General features: G+C 69.5%; 17 protein-coding genes. 4 read left to right on the plus strand and 13 right to left on the minus strand.

Annotated features, from left to right (window positions below; translation table 11 throughout):
- Positions 1–8: 8 nt before the first annotated feature.
- From RB628_RS03815 to RB628_RS03825, 3 genes are all read right to left on the minus strand, one after another.
- Positions 9–347, minus strand: a complete 339-nt coding sequence (locus tag RB628_RS03815; RefSeq protein WP_006379495.1) for a P-II family nitrogen regulator — start codon at positions 345–347, stop codon at positions 9–11.
- Complete coding sequence (locus tag RB628_RS03820; protein WP_318318817.1) at positions 344–1,687, minus strand: ammonium transporter; 1,344 nt, start codon at positions 1,685–1,687, stop codon at positions 344–346. The genes RB628_RS03815 and RB628_RS03820 overlap by 4 nt, the downstream gene beginning before the upstream one ends.
- Before the next feature lie 311 nt (positions 1,688–1,998).
- Entirely contained in the window at positions 1,999–3,474 is a 1,476-nt protein-coding gene (locus tag RB628_RS03825) for a hypothetical protein (RefSeq protein WP_318318818.1), read from the minus strand.
- A 457-nt stretch (positions 3,475–3,931) separates the two neighbouring features.
- On the opposite strand from RB628_RS03825, the gene RB628_RS03830 reads away from it, so the two are divergent.
- Positions 3,932–4,594 carry a bifunctional DNA primase/polymerase gene (locus RB628_RS03830; protein WP_318318819.1) on the plus strand — a complete coding sequence of 221 codons (663 nt, stop codon included), beginning with the start codon at positions 3,932–3,934 and terminating at the stop codon, positions 4,592–4,594.
- A 107-nt stretch (positions 4,595–4,701) separates the two neighbouring features.
- Here the strand turns inward: RB628_RS03830 and ftsY are convergent, their stop codons facing one another.
- Complete coding sequence (gene ftsY / locus RB628_RS03835; protein ID WP_318318820.1) at positions 4,702–5,904, minus strand: signal recognition particle-docking protein FtsY; 1,203 nt, start codon at positions 5,902–5,904, stop codon at positions 4,702–4,704.
- Positions 5,905–6,225: 321 nt separating this feature from the next.
- On the opposite strand from ftsY, the gene RB628_RS03840 reads away from it, so the two are divergent.
- Positions 6,226–7,197 (plus strand): LLM class flavin-dependent oxidoreductase, encoded by a 972-nt coding sequence (locus tag RB628_RS03840; RefSeq protein WP_318318821.1) that lies wholly within the window; start codon positions 6,226–6,228, stop codon positions 7,195–7,197.
- A 209-nt stretch (positions 7,198–7,406) separates the two neighbouring features.
- On the opposite strand, the gene RB628_RS03845 is transcribed toward RB628_RS03840, so the two are convergent.
- The 3 genes from RB628_RS03845 to RB628_RS03855 form a co-directional block, all read right to left on the minus strand.
- Entirely contained in the window at positions 7,407–11,264 is a 3,858-nt protein-coding gene (locus RB628_RS03845; RefSeq protein ID WP_318318822.1) for an AAA family ATPase, read from the minus strand.
- Between the two features lie 303 nt (positions 11,265–11,567).
- Positions 11,568–11,771 carry a hypothetical protein gene (locus RB628_RS03850; RefSeq protein WP_079659246.1) on the minus strand — a complete coding sequence of 68 codons (204 nt, stop codon included), beginning with the start codon at positions 11,769–11,771 and terminating at the stop codon, positions 11,568–11,570.
- A gap of 380 nt (positions 11,772–12,151) precedes the next feature.
- Complete coding sequence (locus RB628_RS03855; protein ID WP_318318823.1) at positions 12,152–12,433, minus strand: acylphosphatase; 282 nt, start codon at positions 12,431–12,433, stop codon at positions 12,152–12,154.
- Between the two features lie 142 nt (positions 12,434–12,575).
- Here RB628_RS03855 and RB628_RS03860 point away from each other — a divergent pair, with 142 nt between their 5' ends.
- Both RB628_RS03860 and RB628_RS03865 read left to right on the plus strand, forming a co-directional pair.
- Positions 12,576–13,712 (plus strand): CAP domain-containing protein, encoded by a 1,137-nt coding sequence (locus RB628_RS03860; RefSeq protein ID WP_318318824.1) that lies wholly within the window; start codon positions 12,576–12,578, stop codon positions 13,710–13,712.
- A gap of 91 nt (positions 13,713–13,803) precedes the next feature.
- On the plus strand, positions 13,804–14,193 hold the full coding sequence (locus RB628_RS03865; protein WP_412180588.1) for a winged helix-turn-helix transcriptional regulator: 390 nt from the start codon (positions 13,804–13,806) through the stop codon (positions 14,191–14,193).
- A gap of 3 nt (positions 14,194–14,196) precedes the next feature.
- Here the strand turns inward: RB628_RS03865 and mutM are convergent, their stop codons facing one another.
- The 6 genes from mutM to coaD all read right to left on the minus strand — a co-directional run bounded on the left by mutM (position 14,197) and on the right by coaD (position 18,639).
- On the minus strand, positions 14,197–15,057 hold the full coding sequence (gene mutM / locus RB628_RS03870; RefSeq protein ID WP_318318825.1) for a bifunctional DNA-formamidopyrimidine glycosylase/DNA-(apurinic or apyrimidinic site) lyase: 861 nt from the start codon (positions 15,055–15,057) through the stop codon (positions 14,197–14,199).
- Between the two features lie 134 nt (positions 15,058–15,191).
- Entirely contained in the window at positions 15,192–16,028 is an 837-nt protein-coding gene (gene rnc / locus RB628_RS03875) for a ribonuclease III (protein ID WP_412180589.1), read from the minus strand.
- Between the two features lie 19 nt (positions 16,029–16,047).
- Positions 16,048–16,221 carry a 50S ribosomal protein L32 gene (rpmF, locus tag RB628_RS03880; RefSeq protein WP_007493396.1) on the minus strand — a complete coding sequence of 58 codons (174 nt, stop codon included), beginning with the start codon at positions 16,219–16,221 and terminating at the stop codon, positions 16,048–16,050.
- A 2-nt stretch (positions 16,222–16,223) separates the two neighbouring features.
- Positions 16,224–16,874 carry a DUF177 domain-containing protein gene (locus tag RB628_RS03885; RefSeq protein ID WP_318318827.1) on the minus strand — a complete coding sequence of 217 codons (651 nt, stop codon included), beginning with the start codon at positions 16,872–16,874 and terminating at the stop codon, positions 16,224–16,226.
- A 130-nt stretch (positions 16,875–17,004) separates the two neighbouring features.
- On the minus strand, positions 17,005–18,069 hold the full coding sequence (locus RB628_RS03890) for an ATP synthase F0 subunit B (RefSeq protein WP_318318828.1): 1,065 nt from the start codon (positions 18,067–18,069) through the stop codon (positions 17,005–17,007).
- A gap of 90 nt (positions 18,070–18,159) precedes the next feature.
- On the minus strand, positions 18,160–18,639 hold the full coding sequence (coaD, locus tag RB628_RS03895) for a pantetheine-phosphate adenylyltransferase (protein ID WP_318318862.1): 480 nt from the start codon (positions 18,637–18,639) through the stop codon (positions 18,160–18,162).
- Position 18,640: the final 1 nt, after the last annotated feature.

Raw genomic sequence — 18,640 nt, forward strand, 5'->3', positions numbered from 1 at the left:
TTGCTGCCTCAGAGCGCGTCCGGGCCGCGCTCGCCGGTCCGGACCCGGACGGCCGTCTCGACCGGGAGGGACCAGACCTTGCCGTCACCGATCTTGCCGGTCCTGGCCGCCTTGACGATGACGTCGATCAGGCCCTCGGCGTCGTCGTCCTCGGCGAGGACCTCGATACGGATCTTGGGAACCAGGTCGACCGTGTACTCGGCGCCTCGGTAGACCTCGGTGTGGCCCCGCTGACGACCGTAGCCGCTCGCTTCGGTGACCGTCAGGCCGTGGACCCCGAAGGCCTGCAGGGCCTCCTTGATCTCGTCGAGCCGGTGGGGCTTCACGACGGCGGTGATGAGCTTCATGCGTCCACCTTCTTGCTCTCGCCACCGACGGCCGCCGGGGGAACGGACGTACGGGCCGAGCCTCCGCCGGCGCCGCTGAAGTCGTATGCGGTCTCAGCGTGCTCGGCCTGGTCGATGCCGGCGACCTCGTCGTCCTCGGAGACGCGCATACCGATCGTCTTGTCGAGGAGGAAGGCGAGGATCGCGGAGACGACCAGGGAGTAGCCGAGTACCGCGAAGACACCGGCGCACTGCTTCCAGAACTGGTCGAGGCCGCCGCCGTAGAAGAGGCCCTCGACCTCGGACTGGCCCTTGCCGCTGGCGAGGAAGCCGACGAGCAGGGAGCCGACGACACCACCGACGAGGTGGACACCGACGACGTCGAGCGAGTCGTCGTAACCGAGCTTGTACTTGAGGCCGACGGCCATGGCGCACAGCAGACCGGCGACGGCGCCGACGACGATCGCGCCGACCGGGGTGACCGACCCGCCCGAGGGGGTGATGGCGACCAGACCCGCGACCGCGCCGGAAGCGGCGCCCAGCGTGGTGAACGCGCCGTGGCGGATCTTCTCGTAGACGAGCCAGGCGAGCATGGCGGCGGCGGTGGCGACCTGCGTGTTGACGAACATCAGCGAGCCGACGCCGTCGTCGTTGCCCAGCCACGAGCCGGCGTTGAAGCCGAACCAGCCGAACCACAGGAGGCCCGCGCCGAGCATGACCAGCGGGAGGCTGTGCGGACGCATCGGGTCCTTCTTGAAGCCGACGCGCTTGCCGATGACCAGGATCACGCCGAGTGCCGCGGCACCCGCGTTGATGTGGACCGCGGTACCACCGGCGAAGTCGATGACGCCGAGCTCGAAGGCCCAGCCGCCCGCGCCCCACACCCAGTGGGCGACCGGGAAGTACACGATGGTGGCCCACAGGGCGACGAACAGCGCCCACGCGGTGAACTTCACGCGGTCCGCGAGGGCACCGCTGATCAGGGCGGGCGTGATGATCGCGAACATCATCTGGAAGACCAGGAAGGCCAGGATCGGGATGGTGTAGCCGTCCCACAGATCGGCGGTGCCGATGTCACTGAGACCGACCCAGCCCGAGGTCCAGCCGATGATGCCGCCCTTGTCGGTGCCGAAGGCGACCGAGAAGCCGTACAGCACCCACAGGATGGTGACGATGCCGATGCTGATAAAGCTCATCATCAACATGTTCAGGGTGCTCTTGACGCGGACCATGCCTCCGTAGAAGAAGGCGAGTCCGGGGGTCATGAGCAACACCAGGGCCGAACAGATAAGCATGAACCCGGTGTTTGCGGCAGACAGCGTGGGAGCGTCTGCGGCTAGCGTGATGGCGGCTGATGCCATCGGCGTCTCCTCGTCATTGGTACGGCCCCGTGCGGGCGAAGCCTGAGCGGATTGAGGGGTGGGCCGGTTATGCGCCAGACATTGACGCAGCGCCGTTTCGGTCGACGCCCCTCGATGTTTCGCCGCAGTGACGAAGGTGCCTCTTGTGTTACGGATCGATGAACTGGCAGATGTCGGACACGCCGATCGTTATCGTGGCGCAACCTTCACCGCAGACAATGGGCCGGCCGCGGCGGGCCTTCCGATGACCTGGCACGGGGGAGCCGAGTCGGGCTGTTCGGGAGGGCCTGCCGCGGCCGGGGTTTCGGGGTTCAGACCGCCTCCGCGGTCTCGGGCAGATCGATCGCGAGCTGGTCGGTCAGGTCCACGACCTCGGCGAGGTCCCCGAAGTCACGTACGGCCGTGTCGACGGTCTTTCGGATACGAGTGTTGACCCGCTCGGAGCGCACCTTCCTGGCGATTCCCATGGCCTCGGCGGCCAGCACCGTGGCGCGCTCGGGCTCCCGCTGAAGCAGGTGGACCGTCGCCATGCCGATCAGGTTCAGTGCGTACGACCGCTGGTGATCTGTGTCCTTCGCGAACAGATCGACGGCATTGCGCATCAGGGGCTCGGCCAGAGAGGCGTAGGTGGGGCTGCGGCCTGCGACATAGGCCAGGTCGCGGAACGAGTGGGAGTTCTCGCCGCACAGTTCCGCCTCGGAGAAGAAACCGATCCAGTCGGGGTCGGGCTCGTCCCAATCGTGTACGTCCGCGAACGTGTCCTCGGCCATCCGCACCGCCCGCTTGCACTTTCCGGGCTGCCCCATATTGGCGTATGCGCGCGCCTCCATCGCATACAGCATGGCCTGGGTGCGAGGGCTCGCGCAGTCACGGCTGCCGTACTGCGCGAGATGGATCAGTTCGAGGGCGTCGTCCGGCCGCCCGAGGTGGATCATCTGGCGGCTCATGGACGACAGGACATACGACCCGAGGGGCTTGTCCCCGGCCTCCTTGGCCGCGTGCAGGGCGAGGACGAAGTACTTCTGGGCGGTCGGCTGGAGTCCCACGTCGTACGACATCCAGCCGGCGAGTTCGGCCAGCTCGGCGGCGACCTTGAACAGCTTGCGGGAGGTGGCGTCGGGCTGGGGTTCCTGGAGGAGGTCCGTCACCTCGTGCAGCTGGCCGACCACCGCTTTGCGGCGCAGCCCGCCGCCGCACTGCGCGTCCCACTGCCGGAACATCGCGGTGGTGGACTCCAGCAGTTCCAGCTCGGGCTTCGAGAGCCGGCCGGCCCGGCGCGCGGCGGACGGGTGCTCGGGCTCCTCGGGCGGTGCGGGAGGCACGGGGACGAGCCAGCGCTGCATGGGCTCGATGAGGGTGGGGCCGGCGGAGAGGGCCAGTGCGGTCCCGAGGAAGCCGCGGCGCGCCAGCATCAGGTCGCTGCGCGAGAACTCGCTGAGCAGGGCCACCGTCTGCGGCCCCGTCCAGGGCAGGTCGACGCCGGACGCGGACGGTGACTGACGGGCGGTGCGCAGCCCCAGGTCCTCCACCGAGACGACACAGCCGAAGCGCTCGGAGAACAGCTCGGACAGGATGCGCGGGATCGGCTCGCGCGGGTTCTCCCCGTCGAGCCAGCGCCGGACGCGCGAGGTGTCCGTCGAGATGTGACTGGCCCCCAACTGGCGTGCCCGGCGGTTCACTTGACGCGCCAGTTCGCCCTTGGACCAGCCGCTGCGCACGAACCACGAGCCGAGCAGCTCATTCGGGCGCTTGTCAGCGCTCGTCGCGCTTCCGCCGTTGCCGCCCACTGGAACGCCCCCATCCCTGAGACCACTTGCCGCCGAGTGCGCCAAGCCTTATCAGAATGCCGGTAAATAGGCTTCGCGTCCGGCGGTTTACACCCTTCGAACGGGAAACCGACTTGCCTCCGGCATACCCACAGACGCATGCACCCCCAGGCCTCGTGCACTCAAAGTAATCCCACGATCACGGCTCCGGCCATGGCGATCCCGGAAACGCCACCATTCGCCACCCCTTCGAATGAACTCGCGGGCGCCTACACAGGATTCACTTGACAGTGGACGACCGGGGGTGGGCGGAGCGGTGCACGCGAGGGCGCACGCCGCCGAGCGCACCACCCGAAGCACTTCTGGGCGCCGACTGGAACAGGTGACGGCAGGCAGGGGTGCCGGGCAGTCGGAAACACAGGGTTACGTTCCACTTGCATCTCGTAACCACCGGTGCGTCGGACCCGTTGGAGGGGGCATGGGCTTCACGATCGGCAGCAGCCGGGGTATCCGCGAGATCCGGACCGGTACGCGCCGCCGCGGCCGCTCCTCGGAGTGCACCGCCGTGGCCGAGTACACCGGCCTCTGGGGCTGGGACGTGGTGGCCGGCGCCCGCGCGGCCGGCGGCGCCTGCTCCTGCGGTCTGACCGACTGCCCGACGCCGGGCGCCCACCCCCTGAGCTTCGCACCCCGGGTCACGGCCGGCGCCACACTCGACGACGTCACGGACACCTGGGGCCAGTTCCCCGGAGCCTCGGTCATGCTCCCCGTGGGCCGCGCCTTCGACGTCATCGAGGTCGCCGAACCGGCCGGCCGCCACGCCCTGGTCCGCCTGGAGCGCATGGGCCTGCCCCTCGGCCCGGTCACGGCCACCCCTGAGGGCCGCGCCCAGTTCTTCGTCGCCCCCGGCGCCGCGACGGAGCTGCCGGCGCTCCTCTACCGCATGGGCTGGGACGACGCGACCCTCGACCTGCACGGCCTGGGCGCGGGTACGTATCTCACGGCACCCCCGTCCGACCGGGGCGGCCTCGGCCCGGTCACCTGGCTGCGCCCGCCCGCCCTGGACACGGCGACGAACCCGCCGGCGGCAAGGCTGCTGCTGGGGACGCTGGCCTATGTGGCGCACCGGTCGCGGGCGTAGCACACAGGCTCTCCGCACAGGGCGACGCAGCAAGGCGCCCGTTCCCAACTGCACCTTGGGGACGGGCGCCTCTCGTACGGCCTACGGACATCCGGAGGTGGTGGCGGTCACTCCCCGACAAGGGCGTCGACAAACGCCTCCGGCTCGAACGGAGCCAGATCGTCAGCCCCCTCACCGAGCCCGACCAGCTTCACGGGCACACCCAGCTCGCGCTGTACGGCGATGACGATGCCGCCCTTGGCGGTGCCGTCGAGCTTGGTGAGCACGATGCCGGTGATCTCGACGACCTCGGCGAAGACGCGGGCCTGGACCAGTCCGTTCTGCCCGGTCGTGGCGTCGAGCACGAGCAGCACCTCGTCGAGCGGGGCGTGCTTCTCGACGACGCGCTTGACCTTGCCGAGCTCGTCCATGAGCCCGGTCTTGGTGTGGAGCCGCCCGGCGGTGTCGATCAGCACGACATCGGCACCGGCCTCGATACCTTCCTTGACGGCATCGAAGGCGACCGAAGCGGGGTCACCACCCTCGGGACCGCGCACGGTACGGGCCCCGACGCGGTCGCCCCAGGTCTGGAGCTGGTCGGCGGCGGCGGCCCGGAAGGTGTCGGCGGCACCGAGTACGACGTTCTTCCCGTCGGCGACGAGCACGCGCGCGAGCTTGCCGGTGGTAGTGGTCTTGCCGGTGCCGTTGACGCCGACGACCATCACGATACCCGGGGTGTCGAGGTTCGAGTCGGTGTTCACGGACCGGTCGAACTCGGGTACGAGGAGCTGGAGCAGTTCCTCGCGCAGCAGTCCGCGCAGCTCGGCGGGCGTACGGGTGCCGAGCACCCTCACGCGCTCGCGCAGTCGTTCGACCAGCTCCTGAGTGGGCTGGACACCGACGTCGGCGGTGAGGAGGGTGTCCTCGATCTCCTCCCAGGTCTCGTCGTCAAGATGCTCGCGCGCGAGGAGCGTGAGCAGCCCCTTGCCGAGCGCGTTCTGCGACCGGGAAAGCCGGGCGCGCAGCCGGATCAGTCGGCCGGCGGTGGGCTCCGGCACCTCGATCGCGGGAGCGGCGGGAGGTTCCTCGACGGCGACGGACGAGGCGTCCGCACCTTCCGGGAGATCCACTTCCTCTATCGTGCGGCGCGGTTCGTCGCGCGGCGTCTCGGCCTCCTCGCCGACGTGCGGCTCGGCCGGAGGGGCGGTGAGGTCGGGTGTCGTGGGGGGCGCCGGGGGCAGCGGCTTCTTCCTGCGGCTGCCGACGACGAGCCCACCGAGCACACCGAGCACGACCACGGCGATGACTACAGCAAGGATGATGGTTTCCATAGCCGCACCAGTATGCGTGACCTCCCACTCGGACGTTCGTTGTCCATGCGGGGCCGCAGGCCCCACCGGGCCGGGCTGGCCCGCCGTCCGACTTCACGTCGGCCGGGAAGCCCTCAGGGGCGGAGTCACAGCCCGTCCAGTATGGCTGGACGCGTCGGGTACGCGGAGCAGCGTCCCCAGGGTGTGTCACGGCCCATCCGGTGGACCGTGACACACCCTCCCCGTTGTCTGTGGCTGGCACCTCGCACGGCCACCCCCTGGCCACCTGACGATCCGTCAGTTACCGTCCCCTCCACACCGCCGACGAAGGGGATCGGTCCCATGCCCGTCACCGTCGTACGTTTCAACCTGGTCGCCCCCGACGCCACCCCCGCCGACCTCCGCGTCCGCTACCAGGCCGCGATCGGGATGGCCGCGTACGCCGACGCCCACGGCATCACCACCGTCCAGACGGAGGAGCACCACGGCGTCGCCAACAACTGGCTGCCCTCGCCGTTCGCGTTCGCGGGGGCCGTTTTCGGGGCGACGCGGCGGATCGCGGTGACCGTGTCGGCGGTGATCGGCCCGTTGCACGACCCCCTGAGGCTCGCCGAGGACATCGCCGTACTCGATCTGCTGAGCGGTGGACGGCTGGTCACAGTCGCCGGGATCGGATACCGGCCCGAGGAGTACGCCCACTTCGGCGCCGACTGGAAGCGGCGCGGCAAGCTCCAGGACGAGCTGCTGGAGACCCTTCTGAAGGCCTGGACCGGGGAGGAGTTCGAGTACCACGGCCGTACGGTCCGGGTCACTCCGCGCCCGTGCACCGACCCGCACCCCCTGCTCCTGGTGGGCGGCTCGTCGAAGGCGGCGGCCAGGCGGGCCGCCCGTCTGGGGCTCCCGCTCTTCCCGAGCGCCCACCTGCCCGAACTGGAGGCCTACTACAAGGAGCGGCTGGTCGAGTACGGCACCGAGGGCTGGACGATGATGCCGGCCGCCGAAACCCCGCTGCTGCACATCACCGAGGACCCGGACCGGGCGTGGGCCGAGCACGGCCGGCACTTCCTGCACGAGGCCCGGACATACGCCTCCTGGCAGTCCGGCGACATCCGGTCCGCCGTGAAGTCGGCGGCCTCGACGGTCGAGGAACTTCGCGCCGAGGGCGTCTACCGGATGCTGACGCCCGAGGAGTGCGTGGCACAGGGCCTGGACAACTACGTACTGCATCCGCTGTCGGGCGGGATGCCGGTGGAGGAGGGGTGGCGGAGCCTGCGGCTGTTCGGGGAGCGGGTGGTGCCGGAGCTGGCCGGCTGACGGTCCCCTGTATCCGGTGGGCCGTCCCCGGCCGTCGGTGGTCCACAGTCCCCGTGAGCACGTACGAAGACCGCCGCCCCGGCCTGGGCAGTGGCCGGAGCGACGGCGAGGACCACGCCTTCAAGTTTCGAAGTCAGAAGCGCGGACGATGTGAGAGATAGGCATGCGCAAGGTGGATTGCGTTCGAGTCTTGAAGGAAAGAAGTGGGGCTAGCGGAGTCGCTGTGAAATCACCTTCGACACCCCGTCGCCCTGCATGGAGACGCCGTACAACGCGTCGGCGACCTCCATAGTGCGTTTCTGGTGCGTGATCACGATCAGCTGGGAGGCCTCCTGGAGCTCCTGCATGATCCGGATCAGCCGCTGGAGGTTGGTGTCGTCGAGGGCCGCCTCGACCTCGTCCATCACATAGAACGGGCTGGGACGAGCCTTGAAGATCGACACGAGCAGCGCGACCGCGGTCAGCGACCGCTCGCCGCCGGACAACAGGGACAGCCGCTTGACCTTCTTGCCCGGGGGCCGGGCCTCCACGTCCACACCCGTGGTGAGCATGTTGTCGGGATCGGTCAGGATCAGCCGCCCCTCGCCACCCGGGAACAGCCGGCTGAAGACGCCCTCGAACTGCACCGCCGTGTCCCGGTAGGCCTCGGCGAAGACCTGCTCGACGCGCTCGTCGACCTCCTTCACCACCTGCAGCAGATCCGCACGCGTCTTCTTCAGGTCCTCGAGCTGCTCACTGAGGAACTTGTGACGCTCCTCCAGCGCCGAGAACTCCTCCAGGGCGAGCGGGTTGACCTTGCCGAGCTGCTGGTAGGCCCGCTCGGCCGCCTTGAGCCGCTTCTCCTGCTCCGCCCGGTGGAAATGCTTCGGCTGGTTGCGCGGGTGCTCCGGGTCCTCGGGCAGCTCCTCGCCCTCGGCGGGGGGCGAGGGCGGCACCAACTGGTGCGGGCCGTACTCGGACACCAGCCCCTCCGGTTCCACACCGAGTTCCTCCAGCGCCTTGGTCTCCAGCTGCTCGATCCGCAGCCGCTTCTCGGCGCCGAGTACCTCACCGCGGTGAACTGAATCCGTCAACTTGTCGAGTTCTGCCTTGAGATCGCGCCCGTGACCGCGAGCAGCCGCCAGTTCCTGTTCCCGCCGCGCCTTGGCCGCATCGGCGGCGACCCGTTCCGCCTCGGCCCGGCCGAGCGACACCTCGACGTGCGCGAGCAGCTGCCGCGCACCGGAGGCGACGGCTTCCGCGACGGCCGCCTCGTGTCTGAGCCGCGCCCGCCGCTGCTCGGCACGCGCGCGTGCCTCACGTTCGGCACGTGCGGCCCGGTCGAGCGAGTCGGCCCGTCCGGCCAGTCCCCTGACCCGTTCCTCGTGTGTACGGACCTGGAGCCGGGCCTCCATCTCGGTCTGCCGCGCGTTGGCGCCGTCGGCGGCGAGCCGATCCCGCACCCCCGTGTCGGGCTCCTCCTCGGCGGGCATCTCCTCAACGACCGCCAGCCGCTCCGCGAGCTCATCGGCATCCTGTACGGCCCTGTCGAGCGCTTCCTGCGCCCGCGCCGCGGCCGCGGTCGACCTCTCGGCCTCTCCTGCGGCGCCCCTGGCCTGGCCGGCGAGCCGCCCGAGCTGCTGGGCGACGGCCGACTTCTCCCGGTCGACGGCCCGCCGCCGCTCCCCCAACTCCTCGACGAACGCGGCACACTCCTTGCGCCGTTCCCCGGCAAGCCGCTGCGTCTCGGCCAAATCCTCGCACCGCACGGCCAGTTCATCGAGCTGGGCGGCGGCTTCGTCGACGGAGGCCTGCACTTCCAGCAGGCTCGGCGCCCCGGCGGACCCGCCGTGCGCGAAGTGGGCGCCCAGCAGATCCCCTTCGGCGGTCACAGCGGTCAACTCCGGCCGCGTGTACACCAGTTCCTCAGCGTCTTCGAGCGTCCCGACGACCACGATCCCGCGCAGCAACCTCCGCACGGCGGGCAGGAGTTCGGCGGGACCACGGACGAGATCGGCGGCACGGGGAGGCCCGGCCTGCGCTCCGGAGACATCGGTGTCCCGTACGCCGACGAGGCCGCCACCCTCGGCCGGACCGCCCGCAGAACCCGAGCCGGCACCCAGCCCATCGCCGGAACACGGACCGATACCCGCAACACCCCCCAAGCCAGACGCACCCGCCCCAGACTCCCCCACCCCCAGCCGCCCCGCCCCCGGCGAACCACCCACGGATCCCGAGCCGGCACCCGACCCGTCACCGGATTTCAGAGCCACATCCGCAGCGCCCGGCACCGCCACACCACTCGCATCCGTACCCGGCTCCCCCGCCGGACCGCCCGGCCGCCGCAGCCCGTCCCCCGGCTCTCCCGGCGCGCCCGCCAGCAGCAGCGAGGCGCGCCCGCCGTCCTCCTTGCGCAGCAACCGGATCGCGGCCGCCGCCGACGCCGGGTTCGTCACCGCGATCGCGTCCGCCGCCGCGCCGAAGGCCGCGGCCAGGGCGACCTCGTGGCCAGGGGTGACCGTCAGCAGTTCGGACGCCGGGCCGAGCAGGCCGGTGAGTCGGTCCTGCGCGGCCAGCAGCACGCCCGTGCCGTCCTTTCGCCGCAGGCCGAGGGCCAGTGCCTCGTGGCGGGCCTGGGTGGCGGCGCGCCGGCGTTCCGCTGACGTGGCCGCTTCGCGGGCCGCCGTGAGGGCCGATTCCGCGTCGGCCAGGGCCACCTTCGCCGCGTCGTGGCGTTCCGCCAGGTCCGCGTCGCCGGCGTCGAGGCCGTCGACCTCGGCCTTCAGGGTCTCGTACTCCTCCTGGGCCGCGACCGCCCGTTCGTGCGCCTCGTCGCGAGAGGCGGCGAGGCGGTCGATCTCGGCCTGGGCGCCGGCCGCACGCGACCGGGCGGCGTTGACCTGGCCGTTCAGCCGGGCCAGGCCCTCACGGCGGTCGGCGATCGCGCGAGCCACGTCCTTCAGACGCCGTTCCTCGACGGCGAGGTCGCGCTCCAGTTCGGCGCGGTGCGCGACCGTGTCCTCCAGCGCGTGTTCGGCCGCCTCCAGGGCCGCTTCCAGCTCGGCCTCCTGCTCACGGATGCGCGCGGCCTCGCGCTCCATGTCCTCGGGCTCACGTCCGCGCCGCTCCTCGTCGGGGGCGGAGGTGGCGCTCTTCACGCGCGCGTCGGCCAGCGAGACGGTGCCGCGCACGCGTTCGGCGAGCTGGGAGAGCTCGTACCAGGTCTGCTGCGCGCGCTGGAGGCGCGGTGCGAGCTGCCGTACCTCGTCCTCCAGCAGTGCCTCGCGCTGGAGGGCCTTCTTCAGCTCTGCCTCCGCCGCGTCCTTGCGTTCCTTGAGCGCGGCCTCGTCCGCGACCTCCGTCTGCAGCGCCCCCCGCAGCCGTACGAGATCGTCGGCGAGGAGCCGGAGCCGGGCGTCGCGCAGGTCCGCCTGGATGACCGCCGCCCGGCGCGCGACCGCCGCCTGCCGCCCCAGCGGCTTCAGCTGGCGCCGCAGTTCGTCGGTGAGGTCCTGGACGCGGGCGAGGTTCGCCTGCATGGCGTCCAGCTTGCGCAGCGCCTTCTCCTTGCGCTTGCGGTGCTTCAGTACGCCGGCCGCCTCCTCGATGAAGGCGCGGCGCCCCATCGGATCGGCGTGCAGTACGGAGTCCAGCTGGCCCTGGCCGACGATGACGTGCATCTCGCGACCGATGCCGGAGTCGGACAGCAGTTCCTGGATGTCCAGCAGCCGGCAGGTGTCGCCGTTGATCTGGTACTCGCTGCCGCCGTTGCGGAACATGATCCGCGTGATGGTGACCTCGGCGTACTCGATGGGCAGCGCGCCGTCGGAGTTGTCGATGGTCAGGGACACCTCGGCGCGGCCGAGCGGCGGACGCCCGGTGGTGCCGGCGAAGATGACGTCCTCCATCTTGCCGCCGCGCAGCGACTTGGCGCCCTGTTCGCCCATGACCCAGCTGAGCGCGTCCACGACATTGGACTTGCCCGAGCCGTTCGGTCCCACGACGCACGTGATGCCCGGCTCGAACCGGAGTGTGGTCGCCGAGGCGAACGACTTGAACCCGCGGAGGGTCAGGGCCTTGAGGTGCACGCCGCTGGACTCTACCTTCCGCCGGTATGTCACACGATGAACCCCCGGATACCCCCCGGCGGTTTCACCGATGAACGTGCAGGGCACATCAGACGTTGAAGAGAGTGGAGAACGTGAGGAAGCGCCACTCGGAACCACGGGGACGCACGCGGGGACGCACAACGAAATAAAGAAGGGACGCCGAAGCGTCCCTTGCAATACTCTGGCAAACTCTGACAGCTCAGCGGTTGATACGGGCAGCCTCAACCACTGGGTGTCATGTGCGATGCGCAGTGCTGATGCAATGCGTTACCGATGCAGTGATCAGGTGAGCGCAGGCTCTGCCTGGCGTGCGTCGATGCTCTCGAGAAGCGAGTCGTGAGAAGCGGCAGCCGTCAGCGCGTCGTTCTCCGCCTGGATGCGTCCGAGTTCGGATTCCAGGTCCTGTACGCGCTGCTGGAGCCGTCGCATCTCGGCGAGGAGTCGCGGGTCAGAGCCGCCGACGTAACCGAGAAGCGCCTTTGCCATGATGGATGGTCCTCCACACTGAGTGACCGACCGAAGCGGTGTGGGTCGTGAGGGAAACGCACCCGCGATGCTTGGCACTCTGGAGTTCTTGCTGCCGTTCTTACATGCCAAACAGCTAAGGTGCGCGGGGCTTTCAGCGTCTCACCAAAAAGTTTGACGGTCAACACGATCACGCCCCGTATTGGCGGGCTACCCGGGGGCGCGCAGCCCTCTGCGGGCGGCGCTGCGGCTCCGGCGGGGCCCGAGGGCGTGGCGACAAGCGGTTTCTGCGGAGCCTGCCATGACCTGCGCTTCTTGGCAACCACCAGGCCGTTTCCGCTGTGGACAGGCGCGTGCGGCATGTCCACGGGCCGCCGCCCGGGCCGCTCCACAGAACCGCCTCAGCGGATGGCGAAGCCGTCGTAGACACGGCGAGGTGTGTCCCAGATCTCGGTGACACCGTCCACGCGGCCGGGCGTGTCGTTACCCCGCAGCCAGTCGAGCAGTCCTTCACAGCCCTGACGCGCACCTTCCGCGACCACTTGCACACGACCGTCGTCCAAATTGAGAGCAAAACCACTCAGGCCGCCGATCTCCAGGGCCTTCGCCCGCGTGAACCAGCGGAAACCCACGCCCTGCACGCGTCCCCGCACCCAGGCCACCAGCCGTACATCCTCGTTCATGGGTGCACGCTAACGGGCCAATGTCTCTCTCAGCACTTCCTCCCCTTGCGCCATGGGGTACCGTCCCCACCCAACGAATCTCATATGAAACTCACTCGTTCGAGTGAGTAACCCTGACCGCAAGGACGAGGAAGGCCAAAACATGGGACGCCACCGACGCTCCGCCGCCGGCCGCGCCGCCACGGGTCGCGCCACGGGGGTCACGGAACCATACGATTCGGACACCGAAGGCTACGGATCCGGCCACGGGCCGTACGAGCCCCAGGTCCCGCACACCCCTCATACCGCCTACAGCACGCTGTGGGACGATGCGCCCACCTCCGTGGGCATCGCCCCGTACCTGAACCCCGAGGCACACTCCGAGGCCTACGCGAGGAGTGACGCCTACCTCTTCGCCCCGGACGACACCGGCGCCCACGCGGCGGTGAACGGCGCCGGCGGGCCGGGGGCCAGTGGGACACGCCGCCGCAAGAAGAGGTCGTCCAGGCCGATCCGTACGGGCCTGCTCGGCGTGTCCGCCGCGGTCGCCCTGGGCACCGTCGCGGTCGCCACGGGCGTGCTGCCGGGCGGCGACAAGTACACGATCGGCGGCGGCAGCAGCGGCGACAAGGTGCAGGCCGCGGACTCCCCGACGAACGACGAGACGCAGCAGGGCGGGACGTCCGGCAGCGCCGACGAGGCCCGCGACAGCGGTACGTCGACGAGCCGCGACGCGGACCGCGACACGTCGTCCCCGTCGCCGTCCCCCTCCCGGTCGACCGCGTCGGCGGCCCCGACGACCAAGGCCCCGCCGAAGAAGTCGGCCGTCACGCCCAGCGAGGCGCCGGAGGCGAAGCCGACGCCCGCTCCGACGGAGTCGAAGGAGAAGCAGCAGTCCTCCGCCCCCATCACGGTGTCCGCGCAGGCCGCCGCCGAGGCGGAGGTGCTCCAGCTCGTCAACGAGGAGCGGGCGAAGGTGGGCTGCAGCGCGGTGTCCGCGAACAGCGCGCTGCGGGAGCTGGCGGAGGCGTTCAGCGAGGACATGGCCGCCCGGGGCTTCTTCGACCACACCGATCCCGACGGCCTCTCGCCCTGGGACCGGGCGGAGAAGGCCGGCATCACCAACCTCGGCGGCGAGAACATCGCCCGGGGACAGGCCGACGCCGCCGCGGTGATGGATGCCTGGATGAACAGCCCCGGCCACAAGGCGAACATCCTGAACTGCGACTTCAAGACGCTGGGAGTGGGGGTCCACTTCGGCTCGGGCGGCCCCTGGTGGACGCAGAACTTCGGCTACTGACCGCCGGAATCGCGCGATCCGACCGAGGATTGCACTAACTACCAGTTAGCGCAATCTTCAGGCCAGCGCTGCGCTCGCGTACGCTGGAGGCATGATGAACACCACGGAGGAGCAGTACCTCCCCTACGACGTGTTCGCCAGGGCCTGCCCGTCGCGCGGCACGCTGGAGCACGTCACGGGCCGCTGGGGCGCACTCACCCTCGGCGCCCTGCAGGAGGGCTCGCTCCGCTTCAACGAGCTGCGCCGTCGCGTCGACGGCGTGAGTGAGAAGATGCTCTCCCAGACGCTCCAGGCCCTGGAGCGCGACGGCCTGGTGCACCGCGAGGCCCAGCCGACGAACCCGCCGCGCGTGGACTACGAACTGACCGCCCTGGGCCGCGAGGTCGCCGAACGTCTCCTGGCGCTCATCCACTTCGTGGAGGGCCGCATGGACTCCGTACTGGAAGCACGCGAGAAGTACGACGAGATGCGAAGGCCGTAGAAGTCAGGGCGAAAGGCGCGGCGTCCGCTGGCACTTCGGACAGAAGTAGCTGGACCGGTTCATCCAGGGCAGGCGGCGCATCGGCGTCCCGCAGCGTTTGCAGGGCAGCCCCTCGCGTCCATATGCGTCGAGCGAACGGTCGAAGTACCCCGATTCGCCGTTGACGTTGACGTACAGACTGTCGAAGCTCGTGCCGCCCACGGCCAGCGCGGCGTTCATCACGTCCCGGACGTGGCCCAGCAGTTCGGCCGTGCGCGGCCGGGTGAAGCCCGCGGTCGGACGTTCGTAGTGAACGCGGGAGCGCCAAAGGGCCTCGTCCGCGTAGATGTTGCCGACGCCGCTGATCAACGACTGGTCGAGCAGGGCCCGTTTGATGGTCGTACGCTTCCGGCGCAGCGCCTGGTGAAAGGCCTCGTCGTCGAAGAGCGGGTCGAGGGGGTCGCGCGCGATGTGGGCGATGACGTCGGGCAGCCCGTCTGCGGTGTTGTCGTGCAACGACAGGCCGCCGAAGGTGCGCTGGTCGACGAAGCGCAGCTCGGTGGAGAGGTCGTCGGCGAACCGGACGCGAATACGCAGATGCTTCTCGTCGGTGGCCTCGTGCGGCTGCACCAGAAGCTGACCACTCATCCCGAGATGCGCCAGCACCGACTGGCCGGTGTCCTCCAACGGCAGCCAGAGATACTTCCCACGCCGACTGGGCGTACCGATGCGATGCCCTTTGAGCCGATGCGCGAAGTCATCGGCCCCGGCGACATGCCGCCGCACGGCCCGAGGATGCAGCACCTCGGCGTCAGCGACGGTGCGCCGGGCCACCCACCGGGCCAGTCCCCGGCGGACAACTTCGACTTCGGGCAACTCAGGCATGGAACTCCCCCAGCAAAAACGCGCCCCCATAGGAGCGCGGGGAACCGCGCGACAAGCCACAACGAACCCGCGGCCAGAAACAGCAGAAGAACACCAGCGCCGTCCCGCCAGGGACGGCGCTGGTGCACGCAAACTCAGGCAGACGTGGAGGAGGACGCCTCCACGTCATCCTCGACAGGCACCGCAGCCTCGGCTGCGGCCTCAGCCACAGCTTCCGCGGCAGCTGCTTTCGCACGCTCATCCGCTGCCTCGCGGATGGAACGCCAGGCCGACTCCGCGGCCTGCTGCTCCGCCTCCTTCTTGCTGCGGCCGGTGCCGGTGCCGTACGAGACGCCTCCGACGCGGGCGGCAGCGGTGAAGGTCTTCTCGTGGTCCGGGCCGGTCTCCGTGACCAGGTACTCGGGCACACCGAGTCCTTCGGTCGCGGTGAGTTCCTGGAGACTGGTCTTCCAGTCCAGGCCGGCACCGAGGTTCGAGGATTTCTCGATCAGCGGGTCGAAAAGACGGTGGACGAGTTCGCCCGCCGCGTCGAGACCCTGGTCGAGATAGACAGCGCCGATCACCGCTTCAAGGGTGTCGGCGAGGATGGACGCCTTGTCCCGCCCGCCCGTGCCCTCTTCACCCCGGCCGAGCCGGATGAAGGAGCCGAGTTCGAGCCCTCGGCCCACCTCCGCGAGCGCACGAGAGTTGACCACCGCGGCCCGCAGCTTGGCCAACTGGCCTTCTGGGAGGTCGGGGTGGGTGCGGTACAGCGTGTCCGTGACCACCAGACCGAGCACGGAGTCCCCGAGGAACTCCAGCCGCTCGTTGGTGGGCAGACCGCCGTTCTCGTACGCGTACGAACGGTGGGTCAGTGCTCGCACCAGAAGGGCGGACTCGAGCTGGTAGCCGAGCCGCCCTTCCAGAAGCGTGTGGGACGAGGCCGTGTCCGCCTTTTTCTTGGCGGTCGAGTCCGCCTGGGCGTCAGACATTGAGCCTCTCACCAGCCGCTCAGACCTCGAGGACCTGGCGCTTGTTGTAAGTGCCGCAAGACGGGCACGCGATGTGCTGCAGCTTGGGCTCGTGGCAGCGCTCGCACGCAACCAGGGTGGGGACCGCAGCCTTCCACTGCGACCGGCGGTGGCGCGTGTTGCTGCGCGACATCTTCCGCTTCGGAACAGCCACGGCTACTTCTCCTGCTTCTCGTCGACGCCCGCTTCCGCGTCGGCGCCGCTGATCTCGTCCTTCTCGCCGGGTTCGAGTGAACCGGCGAGTCCCTGCAGTGCCGCCCAACGGATATCGACGGCATCGTGGTGGTGGGCCGGGTCGTCCGCCAGCCGGGCTCCGCACTCGGAGCACAGGCCGGGGCAGTCGTCCTGGCACACCGGCTGCATCGGAAGTGCGAGCACCACCGCATCACGCAGCACGGGTTCGAGGTCGAACAAGCCGTCCTCGATGAAGAGCATGTCCTCGTCTTCCTCGGCGTCGTCGGCCGGCTCCGCTTTCACACGGCCCCGGTCGTCGGCGTCAGGGTACGAGAACATCTCCTGGAAGTCCGCTTCGAGCTGCTGCTCAAGCGGCTCCAGACACCTTACGCACTCCCCCTTGGCCCGTGCACGGGCGGTGCCTGTGACAAGCACACCTTCCATGACCGACTCCAGGCGGAGTTCGAGCTCCACCGGCGCGCCTTCCGGCACTCCGATGACACCCTGGATCCCGAGATCCTTGGGAGCGTCGATCTCACGGGTCAGGCGCTGCAGCGCGCCAGGACGCCGCCCCAGCTCGTGTGTGTCGAACACAAGAGGGTTGCGGTGGTCGAGGCGGGCGTTCAGGGCCATTCCTGCTTTCGATCTTCGATGCTCAGCTACTCGTCTTCCGGGCAGCGGTGATCGCAGAGGTACATGCGACCGAAGAGCCAGGATACTGGACCTTCCGCCCACGGCCCAATCCGGTCCCCGTAGCAGCGGCTCACTGCCCGCCGCGCCCCTGTTCGTAGGCGCGCAACTGCTCGGCACTGATCATGCCGGTGTCGAAGAGACTGGTCTCGTCGAGGGCCTGCGGCTGCTGCTGTTCCGGCTGGACGTAGCCCTGCTGAACCTGTGCGGGGTCGTAGGCGGCCTGCTGACCGTCGTACCCCTGGTAGGCGTAGGGGTCGGCCGACTGGTAGCCGTACGCGTCCTGCTGCTGGGCGTACGCCTGCTGGTAGCCGCCGTACGGGTCGGCGGGCTGCTGGTAGCCGTACTGGTCCTGCTGGCCGTACTGCTGCTGGGCCGGGATCTCCGCCGCCCGGGGCTGTTCGCCGAGGGTGTCCGGGGAGGCGGCGAGGTCGGCCAGGTAGTCGGCGTCACTGGTGTGCTGCCTCGGGGTGCCGTCGTCGTCCTGGCCCAGCGCGCCGAGGTCGTCGCTGGCGATGCGGCCGTGCAGGGTCTGCCGGCCGCGGCCGACCGCCTCCAGGGTCTTGGCGAGGACGGCCTCGAAGGCGCCGAGCTTCACGTCGACGTATTTGTCGGCGTTGAGGCGCAGGGTCTCGGGGTCGTGGCTGCGCTCGGGGGCGTCCTCGTCCTCGTACCCCTGGTCGTCGAGGCCGGGGCCGGTGCCGAGCAGCTTCTCGCGGCCGCGGCCGACCGAGCCGAGGGTCTTGGTGAGGACGACCTCGAAGTTGGCGAGCTTGGAGTCGACGTAGTCGTCGGCCTCTGCGCGGACGTCCTCGGCCTCCTTGCGGGCCTCGGCGAGGATGCGGTCGGCCTCGCTCTGGGAGCGGCGGGCGACCTCCGTGTCGGAGATCAGGGAGCCGCGCTCCTCGTGCGCGGTCCGGATGATCCGGTCGGCCTCCTGGCGGGCCTGCTCGACCATCTGTTCGCGGTCGCCGATCAGCTCCTGCGCCTGTGCGAGGGAGCCGGGCAGGGCCGCGCGCACCTCTTCCAGCATCGCGAGCAGTTCGGCGCGGTTGACCACGCACGAGGCCGACATGGGCATCGACCGGGCACTGGAGACCGAGGAGACGATCTCGTCGAGCTTCTTCTGCACGTCCACCGTGTGCTCGCCACTCTCTACAGCTGTGATGAAGACGGACGGGTCGACTGTACGACTCCTGTCGCCCGCCCGACACGGAGTCACGGTTTGTCAGTCCTTCTTGAGGCGCTCGCTCAGGGCTTCCAGGACGAGTGGCGGTACGAGGTGGGAGACGTCCCCGCCCCAGGCGGCGACCTCCTTGACGAGCGAGGAGGAGAGGAAGCTGTAGGTGGGATTGGTCGGTACGAAGAGCGTCTCGACGCCCGACAACCCGTTGTTCATCTGGGCCATCTGGAGTTCGTAGTCGAAGTCGCTCACGGCGCGCAGACCCTTGACGATGGCCGGGATCTCCCGCTGCTTGCAGAAGTCGACGAGGAGGCCGTGGAAGGACTCGATCCGCACGTTTCCGAACTCGGCGGTGACCTGGCGGATCAGGTCGATCCGTTCGTCGACCTCGAAGAGGCCCTTCTTGGATTTGTTGATCATGACCGCGACATAGACCTCGTCGTAGAGACGGGAGGCGCGGGAAATGATGTCGAGGTGTCCGTTGGTGATCGGGTCGAACGACCCGGGACAGACGGCGCGGCGCACT

Source organism: Streptomyces sp. ADMS, assembly GCF_033441795.1.
Lineage (GTDB): Bacteria > Actinomycetota > Actinomycetes > Streptomycetales > Streptomycetaceae > Streptomyces.

Coding starts and splice junctions, on each gene's coding strand:
- RB628_RS03820 (WP_318318817.1), bottom strand. CDS start 1,687: ATGGCATCAGCCGCCATCACGCTAGCCGCAGACGCTCCCACGCTGTCT.
- RB628_RS03815 (WP_006379495.1), bottom strand. CDS start 347: ATGAAGCTCATCACCGCCGTCGTGAAGCCCCACCGGCTCGACGAGATC.
- rnc (WP_412180589.1), bottom strand. CDS start 16,028: ATGTCTGACGCCCAGGCGGACTCGACCGCCAAGAAAAAGGCGGACACG.
- RB628_RS03865 (WP_412180588.1), top strand. CDS start 13,804: ATGATGAACACCACGGAGGAGCAGTACCTCCCCTACGACGTGTTCGCC.
- RB628_RS03885 (WP_318318827.1), bottom strand. CDS start 16,874: ATGGCCCTGAACGCCCGCCTCGACCACCGCAACCCTCTTGTGTTCGAC.
- RB628_RS03855 (WP_318318823.1), bottom strand. CDS start 12,433: ATGAACGAGGATGTACGGCTGGTGGCCTGGGTGCGGGGACGCGTGCAG.
- ftsY (WP_318318820.1), bottom strand. CDS start 5,904: ATGGAAACCATCATCCTTGCTGTAGTCATCGCCGTGGTCGTGCTCGGT.
- RB628_RS03840 (WP_318318821.1), top strand. CDS start 6,226: ATGCCCGTCACCGTCGTACGTTTCAACCTGGTCGCCCCCGACGCCACC.
- RB628_RS03860 (WP_318318824.1), top strand. CDS start 12,576: ATGGGACGCCACCGACGCTCCGCCGCCGGCCGCGCCGCCACGGGTCGC.
- RB628_RS03830 (WP_318318819.1), top strand. CDS start 3,932: ATGGGCTTCACGATCGGCAGCAGCCGGGGTATCCGCGAGATCCGGACC.
- RB628_RS03850 (WP_079659246.1), bottom strand. CDS start 11,771: ATGGCAAAGGCGCTTCTCGGTTACGTCGGCGGCTCTGACCCGCGACTC.
- mutM (WP_318318825.1), bottom strand. CDS start 15,057: ATGCCTGAGTTGCCCGAAGTCGAAGTTGTCCGCCGGGGACTGGCCCGG.